A 16,163-nucleotide genomic window follows, 5' to 3' on the forward strand; every position below is an offset into this window, starting at 1 on the left:
CTGCAAATTGTGATTTTTCAACAGTCCGTCATGCCGCGGCAGGCGCCGGGGCGGGTCTGTTCAGGCTGTTTTTCGGCTGCTGGCGCATGGCGTTGTCCACGGCGGGGGAAAAAAGCTCCTCGGTTTGCGATCCGTAGATTTCCTGCAGGAAGGACGGGGTCAGGGAGGTGCTCGGACCGTCGTAGACGACGCGGCCATGGCGCAGGGCAATGGTTCGCGGGCAGTAGCGGATGGCGTACTCGACCTGGTGCAGAGAGACGATGACGGTGATTTTGTCCTCGCGGTGGATCTGCGCCAGAATGTCCATGACCACCCGCGACGATTCGGGGTCAAGGGAGGCGATGGGTTCGTCGGCGAGCAGGACGCGCGCTTTTTGCGTCAGGGCGCGGGCGATGGCCACGCGCTGCTGCTGACCGCCGGACAGGGTCGAGGCCCGCTGCCAGGCCTTGTCGGCCATGCCGACCCGCGCCAGGGACTCCATGCCGAGGCGGCGCTCCGACGGAGGAAAGAGATTGGACACGGCCCGCCAGGTGGGAACCCGTCCCAGGGCGCCCATGAGCACGTTGGTCATCACCGACAGGCGGTCGACCAGGTTGAACTGCTGGAAGATGACGCCCACTTCGGCGCGGACCTTGCGGGCATTCTTGGAAAGTTTTCCGTCGCGCTGCATGATGCGGCTCAGGACCTCGATCTGTCCGCCGCTGTTCGGGTCACAGCACATGAGCCCCGATATGTGGCGCATGAGCGTTGATTTGCCCGAACCGGACGAACCGATGAGCGCGACCATTTCGCCGGACTCGATGGTGGCGTTGATGTCGCTAAGGCCCTTGGTGTTCTTGAAGGTCTTGGTCAGCTGCTTGATCTGGATCATGTCGTTCCCTCGTGTTTTGCAATCACTAGGAAACGACTGTTACGGCAATGCGTCCGGCGGATGACAATTGCGACGTGATATGTATAGACAAATTAGGCGGTTGTTGCGGGTCGGCAATAAAAAATGCCTGCCGTGCTGTCAGGTTTGGCAGGTAGTGGCGGGCATATTTTTATAATCAGTTGTACGTATTAAATGGCAAGGATCAATAATCGATATTGTTGACACCATCCGTAATGAAATCGTACGTACATCTTCCTTTTCGAGAATGGCCTGACATTCCGACATGTTCGGTACGAATTCCGTCTGTCGGGCACGCTTGGGCGTTTTCATGCAGATGAAATCTCATATTTTTTTACCGGGAGGTATCATGACGAAACGTTTCTTTCTGGCGGTTCTGATGGCTGGCATTCTGTCTTTCGGATTCGGCGGGGCGGGTTCAGCGCTGGCGGAAATGTCCCCCATGACCATCAAGCTGGCCCATGTGGTCAACGAGAAGGACGGTTTTCACATTGCCGCGACCAGGTTCAAGGAGATCGTCGAGGACCGTACCGGCGGCAAGGTCAGTGTTGAACTCTACCCCAACGCACAGCTCGGCGACGAGCGGACCTTGCTGGAAGGCATGCAGATCGGCTCCGTGGACATGGGCATCATCACCAATGGGCCCGTGGCGAACTTCGTCGAGGAGATCGCCGTGTTCGAGCTGCCTTTCCTCTTCGCTTCGCCTGAAGCGGCCTATTCGGTCCTGGACGGCGAGATCGGCAAGGAGATCCTGGCTTCCCTAGGCAGGGTGCAGCTTAAGGGCCTGGCCTTCGCCGAGCGGGGCTTCCGCAACCTGACCAACAACGTTCGTCCCGTCAGCACCCCCAAGGACATGGAAGGCCTGAAGATCCGCGTCATGGAAAATCCCGTGTACATCGACACCTTCCAGGCCCTTGGCGCCAACACCGTGCCCATGGCCTGGACCGAGGCCCTGACGGCCATGCAGCAGGGCACCATCGACGGTCAGGAAAATCCCATCAACGTCATCCATTCCTTCAAGCTCTACGAGCCCCAGAAGCACCTCTCCATGACCAGGCACACCTATGCTCCGGCCATCATCGTCATGTCTCTCAACCTGTGGAACGGTCTGCCGGCCGACGTGCAGGGTATTGTCGCCGCCGCCGCCCAGGAGGCTGCCGAATACGAGCGCGAGATGAACGCCAAGATGAGCGCGGAGCAGACCCAGGACCTGCGGGACAACGGCATGCAGATCGTTGAAAACCCGGACATTCCTGCCTTCCAGGCCAAGGTCGCCCCGGTCTACGAGAAATACGGCACCAAGTTCGGGACATACCTGCAGCGCATCCAGGAGCAGCTCAAGAAATGAACCGCCTGCGGTCCCTTCTGCTGCATGTCGAGAACGCAGTGAACGCGATCATGCAACGAGCGGCCTTTACGGCCCTCGTTGCCATGCTCGTGGTCATCAGCATGCAGATCGTCTTCCGGGTTTTCTTCCAGGCCCTGACCTGGTCCGAGGAGGTTTCCCGGTTCCTGCTGGTCTGGATTACGTTCATCGGGGCGTCCGTCGCCTACAAGCACGGGCGCCACATCGCCGTGACCTTTCTGGTGGATGCGTTGCCCCCGGCCCTTGGCCGACTCGTGCGCGCCGCCACCATTCTGGCCTCCATGACGTTTTTCGCGGTGGTGGCCTACACGGGCATGAAATACATGGGGTTGCAGAGCGCTCAATTGTCCGCGTCCCTGCGTATCTCCATGGGCTTGGTCTACGCCGTGATCCCGCTGTCGTCGGCGGTGATGTTCCTTTACGCGGTGGGGGACCTGCTTGAACTCCTGTCTCCCGGGGAAAAATCCTGATGGCAGCGCTTTTGTTCATCTCTTTTTTCGTCCTGCTGCTCCTCGGCGTGCCGGTGGCCCTGTCCATCGGCATGGCCTCCATGGCTGCCCTGGCCAAACAGGGGCTTCCGCTGATGCTCGTCACCCAGCGCATGTTCGCCGGAACCGACTCCTTCGCCCTGATCGCGGTGCCGTTCTTCATCCTGGCCGGCGATCTCATGGCCAGCGGGAAGGTCAGCAAGACTCTGGTGGATTTCGCCGATTCCATCTTCGGCTTTCTGAAAGGCGGGCTTTCGGTGGTTTCCGTCCTGGCGGCCATGTTCTTCGCCGCCATCTCGGGCTCCGGCGCGGCCACGACGGCAGCCGTCGGCGCGACCCTGGTGCCTGAACTCAAGCGCAAGGGGTACGCCGAGGACAGTGCAGCCAGTCTCATCGCCGCCAGCGGCACCATTGGCGTGGTCATCCCGCCCAGCGTGCCCATGATCATCTATGCGGTCATCGCCGACCAGTCCGTGGCCAAGCTATTCCTCAACGGCTTTCTGCCCGGAGTGCTCATGGGCGTAATGCTGATGATCATGGCCATCACGCAGGCCTACCGGCGCGATTACCCCAAGGGCGCGCCTTTTTCCCTGCGCACCATCTGGGCCGCGTTCCGCAAGGCCGTCTGGGGCCTCTTGACTCCGGTCATCATCCTGGGTGGCATCTTCAGCGGGTTCTTCACGCCCAGCGAATCCGCGGTCATCGCCGTGAACTACGCCCTGTTCGTGTCCCTGTTCATCTATCGGGACATCAATCTGAAGCAGCTCTACGAGATCATGGTGCGCTGCGTGATCACCACTTCGGTGATCATGTTCGTCATTGCCACTTCGGCGGTCCTGAGCTGGATTCTTGCCAACCAGAACATTCCCACCATGGTTGCCAAGGCAGTCCTGTCGTTGTCCTCGGACCCCTACGTCATCATGCTGCTCATCACCGGAGTCATCCTGCTGACCGGTTTCTTCGTGGAGACCGCCAGCGCGTTGATCATCCTGACCCCCGTTTTTTTGCCCCTTGTCACCAGCATGGGTATCGACCTGATCCATTTCGGCCTGATCATCGTGGTCGGCCTGGCCATCGGCATGGTCACGCCGCCCGTGGCCATCAATCTCTACGTGGCCTCGTCCATCACGGGGTTGCCCATCGAACGCATTTCCAGAGCCATCCTTCCCTACCTCGCAGTCCTGCTCGGTGCGCTGGCCCTGGTCGTCTACCTGCCCATGATCGCCGCAGGCATGTAAGCGCCGGTCGTGACCGTCCCCTTTGCGCCGTAGCGGCACGCTGCTGCGGCGGAGGCGGCCGGTCATCCGGCCGCCTCCGCTGACGATGATCACAACCTTGCCGTTATTCTCACGTTTCAGCATTCAGGAAAATCGGGTCTTGACTTCGCGGTGGCCGACTTGCTCAAGTCCGGTCCGGTTCGTTTCGCTTGGGATAACTGCCGGAAGTTTTGAGGAATTGCCTTTCAAGTGATGACGCGGGCTTGGCAGTGGCCCGGGTGTGTGGTCCCGAATATGCGCCGGGATAATATTCTGAAATATTTCGGTGTATTACAAAGGTTGCCCGGGGCGGTACAATGCCTTATCATTATCCCGGCTTTGCTTGAGAGGGCCTTTTGTGAGGTTTGTTTATTTTATTTTTGATTCCGGGCGTAGTATGCCCATTTCATATATTTGTATCTCAGAGGTTTTTTTGTGTCTCACAAGCTCATACGAAAAGAAATTGCCCCGATTTATGATAGAATAGTCATAAATTTTTTGCAGAATCAGAACGGTTCTTTTTTTATTGTCACCAATGACGATATATTCATAAGAACAATGCGCGGAGCATTGCGTACCATGGGGCTGAATTACGATTCGCTCGCTATTGCACATGCGTCTGCTGATATCGGAAAGAAATGCCGAGAACTTCTGGATACCAGTTCGCAAGTGGTCATGTTCATCGAATCTAAAATTAATGGAAGATCCAATGTTTTTGATTTCAAGTCCTTGAAGGATGTTTTTCGGAACAGACTGAAAATTATTTGCATCACGCCTGAGGTTTCCGAAGAATATGTTTCATTCATCGCGGAAAACGATGTCGATTCAATCATCGTAAAGCCAATTTCAATAAATAATATAATTCAAAAAATTGCTTTTACGATAAAGCCTTCAAACATGTTCCACACTGAAGTCGAAAATATTAGGGAACTGATAGAGAAAGGGCAGTATGAAGAGGCTGATTCAAGGATAGACATGTTGCTTGAAGAGAAACCAGGCAGTTCCATTTGCATGGTTCTCAAGGGCGATATTGCCAGAAAGAATGGAAAATTCAAAGATGCTGAATTTTTTTATAAAGAGGCTGTCAAGGAATCACGACTCAACCTGAAGCCCTTGCAAAAACTTGCGGATCTTTATTTCGAAATCAACGATCCCAAAGAATATATCAGATACCTGCTGCTCATGGATAAGATATCTCCTTTGAATCACACGAGAAAAATCAACATTGGAGAGCAGTACAGCAAGGATGGCCAGGAAGATAAGGCCAGGAAATTTTATCAGGACGCAGTCAATATAGTTCGCTCACAGGCCAACGACATGCTTGCCTCAACGCTCATGGATATCGGCGTGAAACTCCGTGAAATCAATCCCGAGCAGAGTATCCAGTTCATGAACCAGGCGCTTGAAACCAAGGGCAGCGACATGACCCGCGAGGACCTGTGGATGGTCAATGAAATGGGCGTTTCGCTACGCAAGAAAGGTGATTGGAAGGGCGCGGTGCAGACCTACCAGCAGGCGCTGGGCGTGATTCCGAACGAGGGAGGTTTGCACTACAACATGGGCATGGCCTATGCCCAGGGAAAGGAGCATTACAAGGCCGTCTGCGAGTTTGAAAAAGCGATTTCGGCTTCTCCCGACCTGCTTCAGGAATCACCGCTCATCCCCTTCAATATCGGGATGGTCTATTTTCAGATGAACCGCCTTCAGGAAGTGGAGCGGTTCATGAAGGCTGCATTGAAATGTGACCCGAATTTCGAACGTGCCAAGACAATTCTTGAAAAAATCGGCTCCAAGCAGGCTTGATGCCTGACGATGCGTTCATTTTTCCAGCTCTTTCGTCACAGGGACTGCAAATACGCCCTGGCAATCCACAAGTCGCCGTCCTCCTCGGTCAGGCTCTCCAGACTGGATACGAGCCTGCCGAGATAGTGCCGCGAGTGGGCGTGGACATATTCGTCGCGGTCCATGTTCAACCGCTCGCTGAGCTGGGCGAAGATGCGCGCCTGTATTCTGTTAATGAGCATGGGGCCTCCAATCCGCGTTGATGTTCTTTCATCTTTCGTCCGACGTTCGCCCAAAATGCGTCGCGAGTCCGCCGGGCTTGTTCCCGCTGTGCGTTCCTGCCGTGCGCTTGAGGACCCGGAGCTTCAGCTCTTCGGTCCGCTTTTCCTCTTGTCTCAGCAAATCCCGCCTTCCAGGCAATTCTGTGTCTTGGCCAGATCCTGCACCTCGACCTGACTCAAGGGGCGGCCCGCGCCGGCGGCGCGCTGGCGGATGGTGTCGACCAGACTGCCGATGGAGTGCAGCGGTCCTTCAAGGCCCACCTGGCGGAGCATGGTCCTGACCGCTCCACGCCCGGCCTTGGCGCCCAGGGCCAGGATGCGGTTGGCTCCTGTCTGGGCCGGGTCGTAGGGTTCGAAGAGCGCCGGGTTTTTGAGGATGCCGTCCACGTGCAGGCCCGATTCGGCCGCGAAAATGTCATCGCCTGAAACCGGCCGGTTGCGGGCCACCGGGATGCGCGCGAGTTCGGCCACCATATCGCACAGTCCGCGCACCAGATTCATGTCGTAAATATCGTAGCCCTGCACCAGGCGCAGGTGTCCTGCCACTTCCTCCAGGGCGGAGATGCCCGAGCGCTCGCCGATTCCGAGCACCGAGACGTCGGCCCAGTGCGCGCCCGCTTCCAGGGCCGTGATGGCGTTGGCCGTGGCCATGCCGAAATCGTTGTGGCAGTGGATGGCGATCTCCATGTCCGCTCCGGCGGCGAAGAAGCGCACCAGTTCGGCGATGCGGGTCGGAGTCATGACGCCCAGCGTGTCGGCCAGGCGGATGCGCACGGCGCCGAGGTCCCGGGCCATGCGGGCCATGGACAGGGCGAATTCCTGATCAGCGCGGGTCACGTCCTCAAGGCCGATGCTGATGCGGCGGATGCCGCAGGAGTGGGCCAGGCCCACGGTTTCGCGCAGCATGGCGGTCAGGCCGTCACGGTCCGTGCGCAGGCGCTCGGCGATGTGCAGATCCGAAACGGGCAGACCGATGTTGATCGTGTCGATGCCCAGCCCCGCTGCCCGGTACACATCCACCGTGCGGCAGGGAGACCATACGCTCAGGTCACAGGTCGCGCCCTGGTGCCGCAGAGCCCTTACCAACTCTTCAAGTCCCTGTTGCCCCATCCAGCCGATCTCTATCTCTTCCACACCCATGTCCGCGATGCGTCCGGCGATTTCGATTCCGATCTGATTTGGGATGCAGGTCCCGAACATTTGCGCCCCTTCCCTGAGTGTCGTGTCGATCAACATGCGTCCTCCCGTGTTTGCTTTGTCATTGCACGGTCGGTGCCACGTTTTATGATTTCTTCATTATCTTGAATTTTATGGTTTTATTGCTTTTACGAGAGGTCTTGGGTGTGCGGACACTAATGTTTGAACCTACATTTTCGTAGTTGTTGTTTGTGTATATTTCGGGATGGCAGGACGGTGTCTGTTTTTTTTCTCCTTTATTTTCAGATGGTTGAGAGCTTGCGTAATTTTTGGCACGCGCGTTGCCCTAGGGAGGTTCAGGTACGGCACACAACTACACCAAAAACTCTCACATAAAGGAGCGCACGTCATGAGGAAGATCGCAATTTACGGAAAGGGCGGCATCGGCAAATCCACCACCACACAGAACACGGTCGCGGGCCTGGCTGAAATGGGCAAGAAGATCATGGTCGTCGGCTGTGATCCCAAGGCCGACTCCACCCGCCTGCTGCTCGGCGGCCTGGCGCAGAAGTCCGTTCTGGATACCCTGCGCGACGAAGGCGAGGACGTGGAACTGCCCGACATCCGCAAGGCCGGCTTCAGCGGCACCTGGTGCGTCGAATCCGGCGGACCCGAGCCGGGCGTCGGTTGCGCCGGTCGCGGCATCATCACCTCCATCAACATGCTGGAATCGCTTGGCGCCTACCACGAGTCCGAAGCCCTGGATTACGCATTCTATGATGTTCTGGGCGACGTTGTCTGCGGCGGGTTCGCCATGCCCATCCGCGACGGCAAGGCCGAAGAGATCTACATCGTCTGTTCCGGCGAGATGATGGCCATGTATGCGGCCAACAACATCTGCAAGGGCATCATGAAATACGCCGAATCCGGCGGAGTGCGTCTGGGCGGCCTGATCTGCAACTCCCGCAACGTCGATAACGAACGCGAGATGATCGAAGAACTGGCCAAGAAGATCGGCACGCAGATGATCTACTTCGTCCCCCGCGACAACGACGTGCAGCGCGCCGAGATCAACCGCATGACCGTCATCGAATGGAAGCCGGACGCTCCCCAGGCCGATCACTACCGCAATCTGGCCAAGGCCATCGACCAGAACAAGATGTTCGTCGTGCCGAAGCCGCTTGAAATCGAGGAACTGGAGCAGCTGCTCATGGACTTCGGCCTGCTCGAAGCCGTCTAGGCGGTCGTCCAAAAATCCGTTCTGGACTGCGTTGCTCCCAGATTTTGAAGGGCTCATGTAGTCGGCTACACTTCACCCTTCAAATTCGACTCGCGCCTTGCCACAACGAATTTTTGAACGACCTTGGCGTGAAAGTTAAATAATAAAAAGAGTTATAGAAGAAACGAAGGAGAGAAAACATATGATCATGGTCAGAGCAATCGTACGTCCCGAAAAGTCCGATGACGTCCTCGCAGCCCTCATGGACGCAGGTTTTCCGGCGGTGACCAAATATTCCGTGGCCGGTCGCGGCAAGCAGCGCGGCATCAAGATTGGCGAAGTGACCTATGACGAGATCCCCAAGACCATGCTCATGAGCGTGGTCAAGGCCGAGGACAAGGACTTCGTCATCAGCGTGATCATGAAGGCCGCCCGCAGCGGCGCCAAGGGCGCTTTCGGCGACGGCAAGATTTTCGTCAGCGAAGTGAGCGATGTCTTCACCATCAGTTCCGGCATCTGTGACAGCGCCCCGGCAGGATGCGCGAGCGCAGGGGCATAGCCATGAAAGAAGTGATCGCGGTCATCCGCATGAACATGATGAACAAGACCAAGAAGGCTTTGCAGGACGCGGGCGTGGTCGCTTTCTTCGCCCACGAAGCATTTGGTCGTGGCAAGGGTCTGGTGGACGTGAAGCCTCTTGAAGGGGCCAGAAAGGGCATCGAGGAAGCGGTGGCGGTGCTGGGGGAGAAGGGCAAGCTTTATCCCAAACGCATGCTGACCGTCGTGGTCACCGATGATCTGGTCTCGGAGGTGGTCAAGGTCGTCACGGACGTCAACAGGACCGGCCAGCCCGGCGACGGCAAGATTTTCGTTTTGCCCATGGTCGACGCGGTACGGGTCAGAACCGGAGAAAAGGGCGCCAAGTCCATTGAATAGAGCCGGTTTCATCCATTGAAACCAGGACACACGAAGGAGAACATCATGCCATCATCTGCCAAGAAGCTCGTCAACTGGACGCCCACGGACATAAAAGCGGACATGCTCGCCAAGTATCCGCCCAAGGTGGCCAGAAAGCGCGCCTCCCAGATCCTCGTCAACGAGGCCCTGGGCAACGAGACCCCTGAAATATCCGCCAACGTGCGCACCATTCCAGGCATAATCACCATGCGCGGCTGTACCTACGCCGGCTGCAAGGGCGTCATTCTGGGGCCCACCCGCGACATCGTCAACATCACCCACGGCCCCATCGGCTGCGGATTCTATTCCTGGCTGACTCGCCGCAACCAGACCGACGCTTCGGCCGAGGGCGCGGAAAACTTCATGCCGTACTGTTTTTCCACGGACATGCAGGACCAGGACATCATCTTCGGCGGCGAAAAGAAACTCCAGGCCGCCATCCAGGAAGCCTACGACCTCTTCCATCCCAAAGCCATCGCCATCTTCGCGACCTGTCCCGTGGGTCTCATCGGCGACGACATCCACGCAGTGGCCCGCAAGATGAAGGCCAAGTTCGGCGACTGCAACGTCTTCGCCTTCAGCTGTGAAGGATACAAGGGCGTCAGCCAGTCCGCCGGTCACCACATCGCCAACAACAAGATCTTCAGCGAAGTGGTGGGCGAGAACGATGCCGAGAAGCCCGGCGAGTTCAAGATCAACCTTTTGGGCGAATACAACATCGGCGGCGACGGGTTCGAGATCGACCGCATCCTCAAGAAATGCGGCATCACCAATATCTCCACCTTCTCCGGCAACTCGACCTACGATCAGTTCGCCTCGGCGCACAAGGCCGATCTGTCCGCGGTCATGTGCCACCGCTCCATCAACTACGTGGCCGACATGCTCGAAACCAAGTTCGGCATCCCGTGGATCAAGGTCAACTTCATCGGCGCCAAATCCACGGCCAAGTCCCTGCGCAAGATCGCTGAATACTTCGGTGATCCGGGCCTGACCGCCCGTGTGGAAGAGGTCATCGCAGAGGAGATGCCGGTGGTGGAGGAAGTCATCGCCGAGATCCGTCCCCGCACCGAAGGCAAGACCGCCATGCTCTTTGTCGGCGGTTCCCGCGCCCATCATTACCAGGACCTCTTTGCCGAGATGGGCATGAAGACCCTGGCCGCGGGCTACGAGTTCGCCCACCGCGACGACTACGAAGGCCGCCATGTCATCCCGAATCTGAAGGTCGACGCCGACAGCCGCAACATCGAGGAAATCGAGGTTCAGGCGGACGAGAAGCGTTACGCCCCGCGCAAGACCTCCGAAGAGATGGCCAAGCTCGAAGCCGCCGGACTGAAGTTCAAGGAATACGACGGCCTGATCCCGGACATGGATCATCAGACCCTCGTTATCGACGACCTCAATCAGTACGAGGCCGAAAAGCTGGTCGAAATCATCAAACCCGATGTTTTCTGCGCGGGCATCAAGGAAAAGTTCTCCATCCAGAAGCTGGGCATCCCCATGAAGCAGCTGCACAGCTACGATTCCGGCGGCCCCTATGCCGGTTTTCAGGGTGCGGTCAATTTCTATCACGAGATCGACCGCCTCGTGAACAGCAAGGTCTGGAGTTACATGAAGGCCCCCTGGCAGGAAAACCCGGAACTGTCCGCCACGTACGTCTGGGAATAAGAGGAAATAATCATGCTACTTAGACATACCCCCAAGGAAATAAAGGAACGCAGCGCCCTGGCCATCAACCCGGCCAAGACCTGCCAGCCCATCGGCGCCATGTACGCGGCGCTCGGCATTCACGGCTGCCTGCCGCATTCTCACGGCTCCCAGGGCTGCTGCGCCTATCACCGCAGCGCACTGACCCGACACTACAAGGAGCCCGTTTCGGCCGCCACCAGCTCCTTCACCGAAGGCGCCTCGGTCTTCGGCGGCGGCGCTAACCTGGTCTCGGCCATCGAGAACATCTTCACCGTCTATGAGCCCGACGTCATCGCCGTGCACACCACCTGCCTGTCCGAGACCATAGGCGACGATCTGCCGCAGATGACCGACAAGGCCAAGAAGAGCGGCAAGGTGCCCGAAGGCAAGCACGTGATCTACGCCAATACGCCAAGCTACGTGGGCTCGCATGTCACCGGCTTCTCCAACATGGTCAAGGGCATGGCCAAGGGCTTCGCCGTGAACACCGGCAAGAAGAACGGCCGCGTGAACATCATTCCCGGCTGGGTCGAGCCCTCGGACATGGAGGAAGTGAGGCGCATGGCCACCCTCATGGGTCTTGACATCATCCTCTTCCCGGACACCTCCGGCGTCCTGAACGGCGCGCTGAACGGCGAATACAAGATGTTCCCCGATGGCGGCACTCCGGTCGCGGATCTCGTCGCCTCCGGCGACGCCATCGGCACCCTGGCCCTTGGCGAATGGTGCTCGGCCGATGCGGCCCGCTGGCTGGACACCCAGTGCAAGGTGCCCTGCACCGTGCTCGACATGCCCTTCGGCCTCAAGGCCACGGACCGCTTCATAGACACCCTGCGCAAGGTCGCGGGCGTGAACGTGCCCGACACCATCGCCTTCGAGCGCGGGCAGCTGGTCGATCTGATCTCCGACATGCACCAGTACTTTCACGGCAAGAAGGTGGCCCTGGTCGGCGATCCCGATCAGGTCATCGCCCTGACCGAATTCCTGGCCTCCATCGACATGAAGCCCGTGCATATCGTCACCGGAACCCCCGGCAACAAGTTCGAGAAGCGCATCGACGAGATCACGTCCGAGGCCGGTTACAAGGCCAACGTCAAGGCGGGCGGGGACATGTTCCTGCTGCATCAGTGGATCAAGAACGAGCCCGTGGATCTGATCATCGGCAACACCTACTGCAAGTACATCGCCCGCGACGAGGACATCCCGTTCCTGCGCTTCGGGTTTCCCATCTTCGACCGCGTCGGCCACCAGTACTTTCCGACCGTCGGTTACAAGGGCGGGCTGCACATGCTGACCAGAATCCTCGATCTCATCCTGACCCGCACGGATCGTGATGAAACGGAAGAGAAGTTTGAACTCGTCTACTAGATGTCCGGCGGCGGGGCGACCCGCCGCCTCTTGAAGGAGCAGGATCATGACTTTCGCGCCTCCCCAGGGAAATCGACCGCTGGTGGCCGTGGCCAGCAGCACCGGCAAGACCGTGGACATGCATCTCGGCCATGTCCGGGAGTTCAGGATCTACGGCCGTGACCAGGGCATGGTCGGTCTCCTCGGAACCCGGCCCGCGCCGACTCCCGGCGGCGGGAGCATCCGCTGGGAAGGGGTGGCCGAGGTCTTGAGCGACTGCGCCTACCTGCTGGTCGCGAGCGTAGGCCCAAAGCCCCTCGAAGTCCTGGCCGCCAAGGGCCTCACGGTCATCGAGGCCGAAGGCTTCGTGCTCAGCCTGGTGCGCCAGCTTTATGGTTCGGCGGATTTTGCGCCGGAAAATCACTCTTAAAAAATTTGGAGACAGATATGGCCATTCCCGAAAAACAGATTCTCGTTTGCCAGAGCTTTCGCGCCGGGGGCGACCCCAAGGGCGTGTGCTTCAAGCAGACCGACGGATTCCTGCAGTACATGGAAGAAGAGATCCTGGCCCGGGGCCTCGATATCCTGATCACGGCTACGGGCTGCATGAAGCTGTGTGAAAAGGGTCCGATCATGGTCGTCCAGCCCGACAACTGGTGGTTTGGCGGCGTGGACAGCGAAGAGGCCATCGACGCCATCCTGGACGGAATCGAGGCGGGCGAGCCCTGCGCCGAATATCTTTTGTCCTAGGTTTTGACTGATTGAATTTTTGCCCCGAATCCGCCGGAGGGTCTCCTCCATCGGCCCTGCGGCGGATTCGGGAGCCATGAGCCACATTTTTGGATCGATGGGCCAAGCGGCCATACAGAGATGAATTTTCGGGCGCAAACACAGCGATACCGCCCCAAGGAGCACACCATGAACAAGACCATACTCGAAGAACGGAAAAGCCAGATGCACCGTATCGGCGAAGAGCCCTTTGCCATGGCGTGCAACCGCCCCAGCCTGGCCGGCGCGGTCAGCCAGCGGGCCTGCGTGTTTTGCGGTTCACGGGTGGTGCTCTATCCCATAGCCGACGCCCTGCATCTCGTGCACGGCCCCATCGGCTGCGCCACCTACACCTGGGACATCCGGGGGGCCATCTCCTCGGGTCCGCAGCTGCACCGCCTGAGCTTTTCCACGGACCTGCAGGAAATGGACGTCATCTTCGGCGGCGAGAAGAAGCTCGAAGCAAGCCTTCGCGAACTCATCGGCCTGCACAATCCCAAGGCCGCCTTCGTCTATTCGACCTGCATCGTCGGCCTCATCGGCGACGACCTGGAGGCCGTGTGCCGCCGCGTTTCCGAAGACACGGGCATAACGGTCCTGCCGGTCATGAGCGAAGGCTTCAAGGGCAACAAGCGCGAAGGCTACGCCGCCGCCTGCAAGGCCATGTTCCGCCTGGTGGGCACGGGCGACACCACGGGCATCTCGCCCATGAGCGTGAACATCCTTGGCGACTTCAACCTGGCGGGTGAGACATGGATCGTGCGCGAATATTTCAAGAAGATGGGGGTCGAGACCGTGGCCAACATCACCGGCGACGGGCGGGTGGACGATATCCGGCGCTGTCACGGCGCGGCGCTGAATCTGGTGCAGTGCTCCGGGGCGACCATGGAGCTGGCGAAGATGATGGAGGAGAAATACGGCATTCCCTACCAGCGGGTATCCTACCTTGGCGTGGAGGACATGGCCGATTCACTCTACAAGGTGGCCGATTTTTTCTCGGACAGGGATCCGGAAATAAAGGCCAAGACCGTGGAGCTGGTTCGCGGGGAGCTTTCCGTGCTGATGCCGAAGCTGGCCGAGCTGCGCCGCGATCTCGAAGGCAAGAAGGTGGCCATGTACGTGGGCGGGTCCTTCAAGGCCTTCTCGCTGGTCAAGGCCTTCAGGCACCTCGGCATGTCGGTGGTCGTGGTCGGTTCCCAGACAGGAACCGAGGAGGATTACAAGGAGCTGGCCGCCATCTCCGATCCCGGGACCATCATCGTCGATGACGCCAATCCCCTCGAACTGGCCCAGTTCATCAAGGAAAAGGATGTGGACGTGTTCGTTGGCGGGGTCAAGGAGCGGCCCATTGCCTACAAGCTGGGCGTCGGTTTCTGCGACCACAACCACGAGCGCAAGATTGCGTTGGAAGGCTTCATCGGCATGTACAATTTCGCCAGGGAAATCCACGCCTCGGTCATGAGTCCGATCTGGAGGTTCATGCCCCGGCGCAACGCGCGTCCGGCCACATCCGCCCGCGTGACCTGCACCCCCAAGGAGGCCGTCAATGGCTAACACCTACGTTTCCACCACCAACGCATGCAAGATGTGCACGCCCATGGGCGCGGCCCTGGTCTTCAAGGGTATCGAGAACGCCGTCCCCTTTCTGCACGGCTCCCAGGGCTGCGCCACCTACATGCGGCGCTATATCATCAGCCATTACCGCGAACCCGTGGACATCGCCTCCTCGGCCCTGGGCGAGAAGAGCGCGGTGTACGGCGGCGGGCCGAACCTGAAGAAGGGCATCCTCAATGTCATGCGCAAGTACGACGTGGATCTGGTCGGCGTGGCCACGACCTGCCTGACCGAGACCATCGGCGACGATGTCGGCCGCTATCTGTATGAATTTCGTGAGGAATTTGCCGATCTGCCGCTGCCGGAGCTGGTCCATGTGTCCACCCCCAGCTACTCGGGCACGCATATGGAAGGCTGGCACGCGGCCGTGCGTTCCCTGGCCGATCAGGTGGTCAAGGAGAAGGGGGCCTCCCACGGCGGCGTGAATCTGCTGCCCGGCTTCCTGTCCCCGGCGGATTATCGCTTCCTGCGCGGTTTGGGCGAACGCTCCGGCGTGCGCTTCACCATGCTTCCCGACCTCTCCCGGACCATGGATGGCGTGATCTGGGACGACTACCACTCCCTGCCCGACGGCGGCACGCCCGTGGCCGATATCCGGGCCATGGGCGGCGCGGCCGGGACCATCGAGTTCGGCATGTCCGGGGGGCTGGCGGAATCGGCCTCCAGAGTGCTTGAGCGCAAGTTCGGGGTTCCGGCCCGCAAGACCATGATCCCCATCGGCCTTCGGGCCACGGACGGCTTCATGGACACTTTGAGCGAATTCGCGGGCTGCGACATGCCCGAAAAGGACGCCTTTGACCGGGGCAGGCTGCTCGACGCCATGGTCGACGGGCACAAGTACATTTTTGGCAAGCGGGCCGTGGTTTACGGCGAGGAGGACTTCGTGATCGCGATGTGCTCCTTTCTGGGCGAGATCGGCATCCAGCCGGTCCTGGCCGCCACCGGCACCCAGGGCGAGCGTTTCAGGGAAGCGGTCACCGAGGCCCTCGGCGATGTCTGCGTGAACATGCCCGTGATCAGGAGCGGCGCGGATTTCAAGGACATCGAGGAAGAGGCCGCCGAACTGGCTCCGGATCTGCTGGTCGGCCACAGCAAAGGCTACAAGCTGGCCCGGGCGTCAGGCATCCCGCTCATCCGGGTCGGCTTTCCCATCCATGACCGCTTCGGGGGCCAGCGCATCCTGCATGTCGGTTACGAAGGCGCTTTGTCCCTCTACGACATGCTGGTCAACGCCGTGCTGGAGAAGAGCCAGGACGAGTGCCCGGTGGGGTATGGGTATTTGTAGGCGGGGTTTTTGAACTGCCAGGATTGAACGGCATGGATTCCCGCCTTCGCGGGAATGACATCGGGGCGAAGCGCTGCTTGCGCGCATC

General features: G+C 59.1%; 16 protein-coding genes. 13 read left to right on the plus strand and 3 right to left on the minus strand.

The window, feature by feature from the left end:
* Nucleotides 1-28: 28 nt before the first annotated feature.
* On the minus strand, nt 29-871 hold the full coding sequence (gene phnC / locus BMZ24_RS15280; RefSeq protein WP_092193630.1) for a phosphonate ABC transporter ATP-binding protein: 843 nt from the start codon (nt 869-871) through the stop codon (nt 29-31).
* Between the two features lie 367 nt (nt 872-1,238).
* Between phnC and BMZ24_RS15285 the strand changes: the two genes are divergently transcribed.
* The 4 genes from BMZ24_RS15285 to BMZ24_RS19560 all read left to right on the plus strand — a co-directional run bounded on the left by BMZ24_RS15285 (nt 1,239) and on the right by BMZ24_RS19560 (nt 5,802).
* Entirely contained in the window at nt 1,239-2,237 is a 999-nt protein-coding gene (locus tag BMZ24_RS15285; RefSeq protein WP_092193631.1) for a TRAP transporter substrate-binding protein, read from the plus strand.
* Nucleotides 2,234-2,725 (plus strand): TRAP transporter small permease, encoded by a 492-nt coding sequence (locus BMZ24_RS15290; protein ID WP_092193632.1) that lies wholly within the window; start codon nt 2,234-2,236, stop codon nt 2,723-2,725. Before BMZ24_RS15285 ends, BMZ24_RS15290 begins: the two co-directional genes overlap by 4 nt.
* The gene (locus BMZ24_RS15295; RefSeq protein ID WP_092193633.1) at nt 2,725-3,981 is read left to right on the plus strand and encodes a TRAP transporter large permease; all 1,257 of its coding nucleotides are present in this window, start codon (nt 2,725-2,727) and stop codon (nt 3,979-3,981) included. The genes BMZ24_RS15290 and BMZ24_RS15295 overlap by 1 nt, the downstream gene beginning before the upstream one ends.
* A gap of 597 nt (nt 3,982-4,578) precedes the next feature.
* Complete coding sequence (locus BMZ24_RS19560; protein ID WP_161949184.1) at nt 4,579-5,802, plus strand: tetratricopeptide repeat protein; 1,224 nt, start codon at nt 4,579-4,581, stop codon at nt 5,800-5,802.
* Nucleotides 5,803-5,837: 35 nt separating this feature from the next.
* Here BMZ24_RS19560 and BMZ24_RS15305 read toward each other — a convergent pair whose 3' ends face one another.
* Entirely contained in the window at nt 5,838-6,023 is a 186-nt protein-coding gene (locus tag BMZ24_RS15305; RefSeq protein ID WP_092193635.1) for a hypothetical protein, read from the minus strand.
* Nucleotides 6,024-6,176: 153 nt separating this feature from the next.
* Nucleotides 6,177-7,298 (minus strand): LeuA family protein, encoded by a 1,122-nt coding sequence (locus BMZ24_RS15310; RefSeq protein ID WP_092193636.1) that lies wholly within the window; start codon nt 7,296-7,298, stop codon nt 6,177-6,179.
* A 310-nt stretch (nt 7,299-7,608) separates the two neighbouring features.
* On the opposite strand from BMZ24_RS15310, the gene nifH reads away from it, so the two are divergent.
* The 9 genes from nifH (at nt 7,609) to BMZ24_RS15355 (ending at nt 16,075) form a co-directional block, all read left to right on the plus strand.
* Nucleotides 7,609-8,439, plus strand: coding sequence for a nitrogenase iron protein (nifH, locus tag BMZ24_RS15315; protein WP_092193637.1), 831 nt, complete (start codon nt 7,609-7,611; stop codon nt 8,437-8,439).
* Between the two features lie 181 nt (nt 8,440-8,620).
* Nucleotides 8,621-8,977, plus strand: a complete 357-nt coding sequence (locus BMZ24_RS15320) for a P-II family nitrogen regulator (protein WP_092193638.1) — start codon at nt 8,621-8,623, stop codon at nt 8,975-8,977.
* A gap of 2 nt (nt 8,978-8,979) precedes the next feature.
* Complete coding sequence (locus tag BMZ24_RS15325) at nt 8,980-9,354, plus strand: P-II family nitrogen regulator (RefSeq protein ID WP_092193639.1); 375 nt, start codon at nt 8,980-8,982, stop codon at nt 9,352-9,354.
* Nucleotides 9,355-9,399: 45 nt separating this feature from the next.
* Nucleotides 9,400-11,040 (plus strand): nitrogenase molybdenum-iron protein alpha chain, encoded by a 1,641-nt coding sequence (gene nifD / locus BMZ24_RS15330; protein WP_092193640.1) that lies wholly within the window; start codon nt 9,400-9,402, stop codon nt 11,038-11,040.
* 12 nt (nt 11,041-11,052) lie between these two features.
* Nucleotides 11,053-12,429: a nitrogenase molybdenum-iron protein subunit beta gene (gene nifK / locus BMZ24_RS15335; protein WP_092193641.1), complete on the plus strand. Its 1,377-nt coding sequence runs from the start codon at nt 11,053-11,055 to the stop codon at nt 12,427-12,429.
* 46 nt (nt 12,430-12,475) lie between these two features.
* Nucleotides 12,476-12,838, plus strand: a complete 363-nt coding sequence (locus BMZ24_RS15340; protein WP_092193642.1) for a NifB/NifX family molybdenum-iron cluster-binding protein — start codon at nt 12,476-12,478, stop codon at nt 12,836-12,838.
* Nucleotides 12,839-12,855: 17 nt separating this feature from the next.
* Nucleotides 12,856-13,158 (plus strand): (2Fe-2S) ferredoxin domain-containing protein, encoded by a 303-nt coding sequence (locus BMZ24_RS15345; protein ID WP_092193643.1) that lies wholly within the window; start codon nt 12,856-12,858, stop codon nt 13,156-13,158.
* Nucleotides 13,159-13,326: 168 nt separating this feature from the next.
* Nucleotides 13,327-14,730: a nitrogenase iron-molybdenum cofactor biosynthesis protein NifE gene (gene nifE, locus BMZ24_RS15350; RefSeq protein ID WP_092193644.1), complete on the plus strand. Its 1,404-nt coding sequence runs from the start codon at nt 13,327-13,329 to the stop codon at nt 14,728-14,730.
* Nucleotides 14,723-16,075 carry a nitrogenase component 1 gene (locus BMZ24_RS15355; protein ID WP_092193645.1) on the plus strand — a complete coding sequence of 451 codons (1,353 nt, stop codon included), beginning with the start codon at nt 14,723-14,725 and terminating at the stop codon, nt 16,073-16,075. Before nifE ends, BMZ24_RS15355 begins: the two co-directional genes overlap by 8 nt.
* The last annotated feature ends 88 nt before the right edge of the window (nt 16,076-16,163 follow it).

This window comes from Desulfomicrobium norvegicum (assembly GCF_900114595.1).
In the GTDB taxonomy this organism is placed as follows: domain Bacteria; phylum Desulfobacterota; class Desulfovibrionia; order Desulfovibrionales; family Desulfomicrobiaceae; genus Desulfomicrobium; species Desulfomicrobium macestii.

Bases quoted from the DNA above. Each gene is read 5' to 3' on its own strand.
- phnC (WP_092193630.1), bottom strand. From the start codon at position 871: ATGATCCAGATCAAGCAGCTGACCAAGACCTTCAAGAACACCAAGGGC.
- BMZ24_RS15285 (WP_092193631.1), top strand. From the start codon at position 1,239: ATGACGAAACGTTTCTTTCTGGCGGTTCTGATGGCTGGCATTCTGTCT.
- BMZ24_RS15290 (WP_092193632.1), top strand. From the start codon at position 2,234: ATGAACCGCCTGCGGTCCCTTCTGCTGCATGTCGAGAACGCAGTGAAC.
- BMZ24_RS15295 (WP_092193633.1), top strand. From the start codon at position 2,725: ATGGCAGCGCTTTTGTTCATCTCTTTTTTCGTCCTGCTGCTCCTCGGC.
- BMZ24_RS19560 (WP_161949184.1), top strand. From the start codon at position 4,579: ATGGGGCTGAATTACGATTCGCTCGCTATTGCACATGCGTCTGCTGAT.
- BMZ24_RS15305 (WP_092193635.1), bottom strand. From the start codon at position 6,023: ATGCTCATTAACAGAATACAGGCGCGCATCTTCGCCCAGCTCAGCGAG.
- BMZ24_RS15310 (WP_092193636.1), bottom strand. From the start codon at position 7,298: ATGTTGATCGACACGACACTCAGGGAAGGGGCGCAAATGTTCGGGACC.
- nifH (WP_092193637.1), top strand. From the start codon at position 7,609: ATGAGGAAGATCGCAATTTACGGAAAGGGCGGCATCGGCAAATCCACC.
- BMZ24_RS15320 (WP_092193638.1), top strand. From the start codon at position 8,621: ATGATCATGGTCAGAGCAATCGTACGTCCCGAAAAGTCCGATGACGTC.
- BMZ24_RS15325 (WP_092193639.1), top strand. From the start codon at position 8,980: ATGAAAGAAGTGATCGCGGTCATCCGCATGAACATGATGAACAAGACC.
- nifD (WP_092193640.1), top strand. From the start codon at position 9,400: ATGCCATCATCTGCCAAGAAGCTCGTCAACTGGACGCCCACGGACATA.
- nifK (WP_092193641.1), top strand. From the start codon at position 11,053: ATGCTACTTAGACATACCCCCAAGGAAATAAAGGAACGCAGCGCCCTG.
- BMZ24_RS15340 (WP_092193642.1), top strand. From the start codon at position 12,476: ATGACTTTCGCGCCTCCCCAGGGAAATCGACCGCTGGTGGCCGTGGCC.
- BMZ24_RS15345 (WP_092193643.1), top strand. From the start codon at position 12,856: ATGGCCATTCCCGAAAAACAGATTCTCGTTTGCCAGAGCTTTCGCGCC.
- nifE (WP_092193644.1), top strand. From the start codon at position 13,327: ATGAACAAGACCATACTCGAAGAACGGAAAAGCCAGATGCACCGTATC.
- BMZ24_RS15355 (WP_092193645.1), top strand. From the start codon at position 14,723: ATGGCTAACACCTACGTTTCCACCACCAACGCATGCAAGATGTGCACG.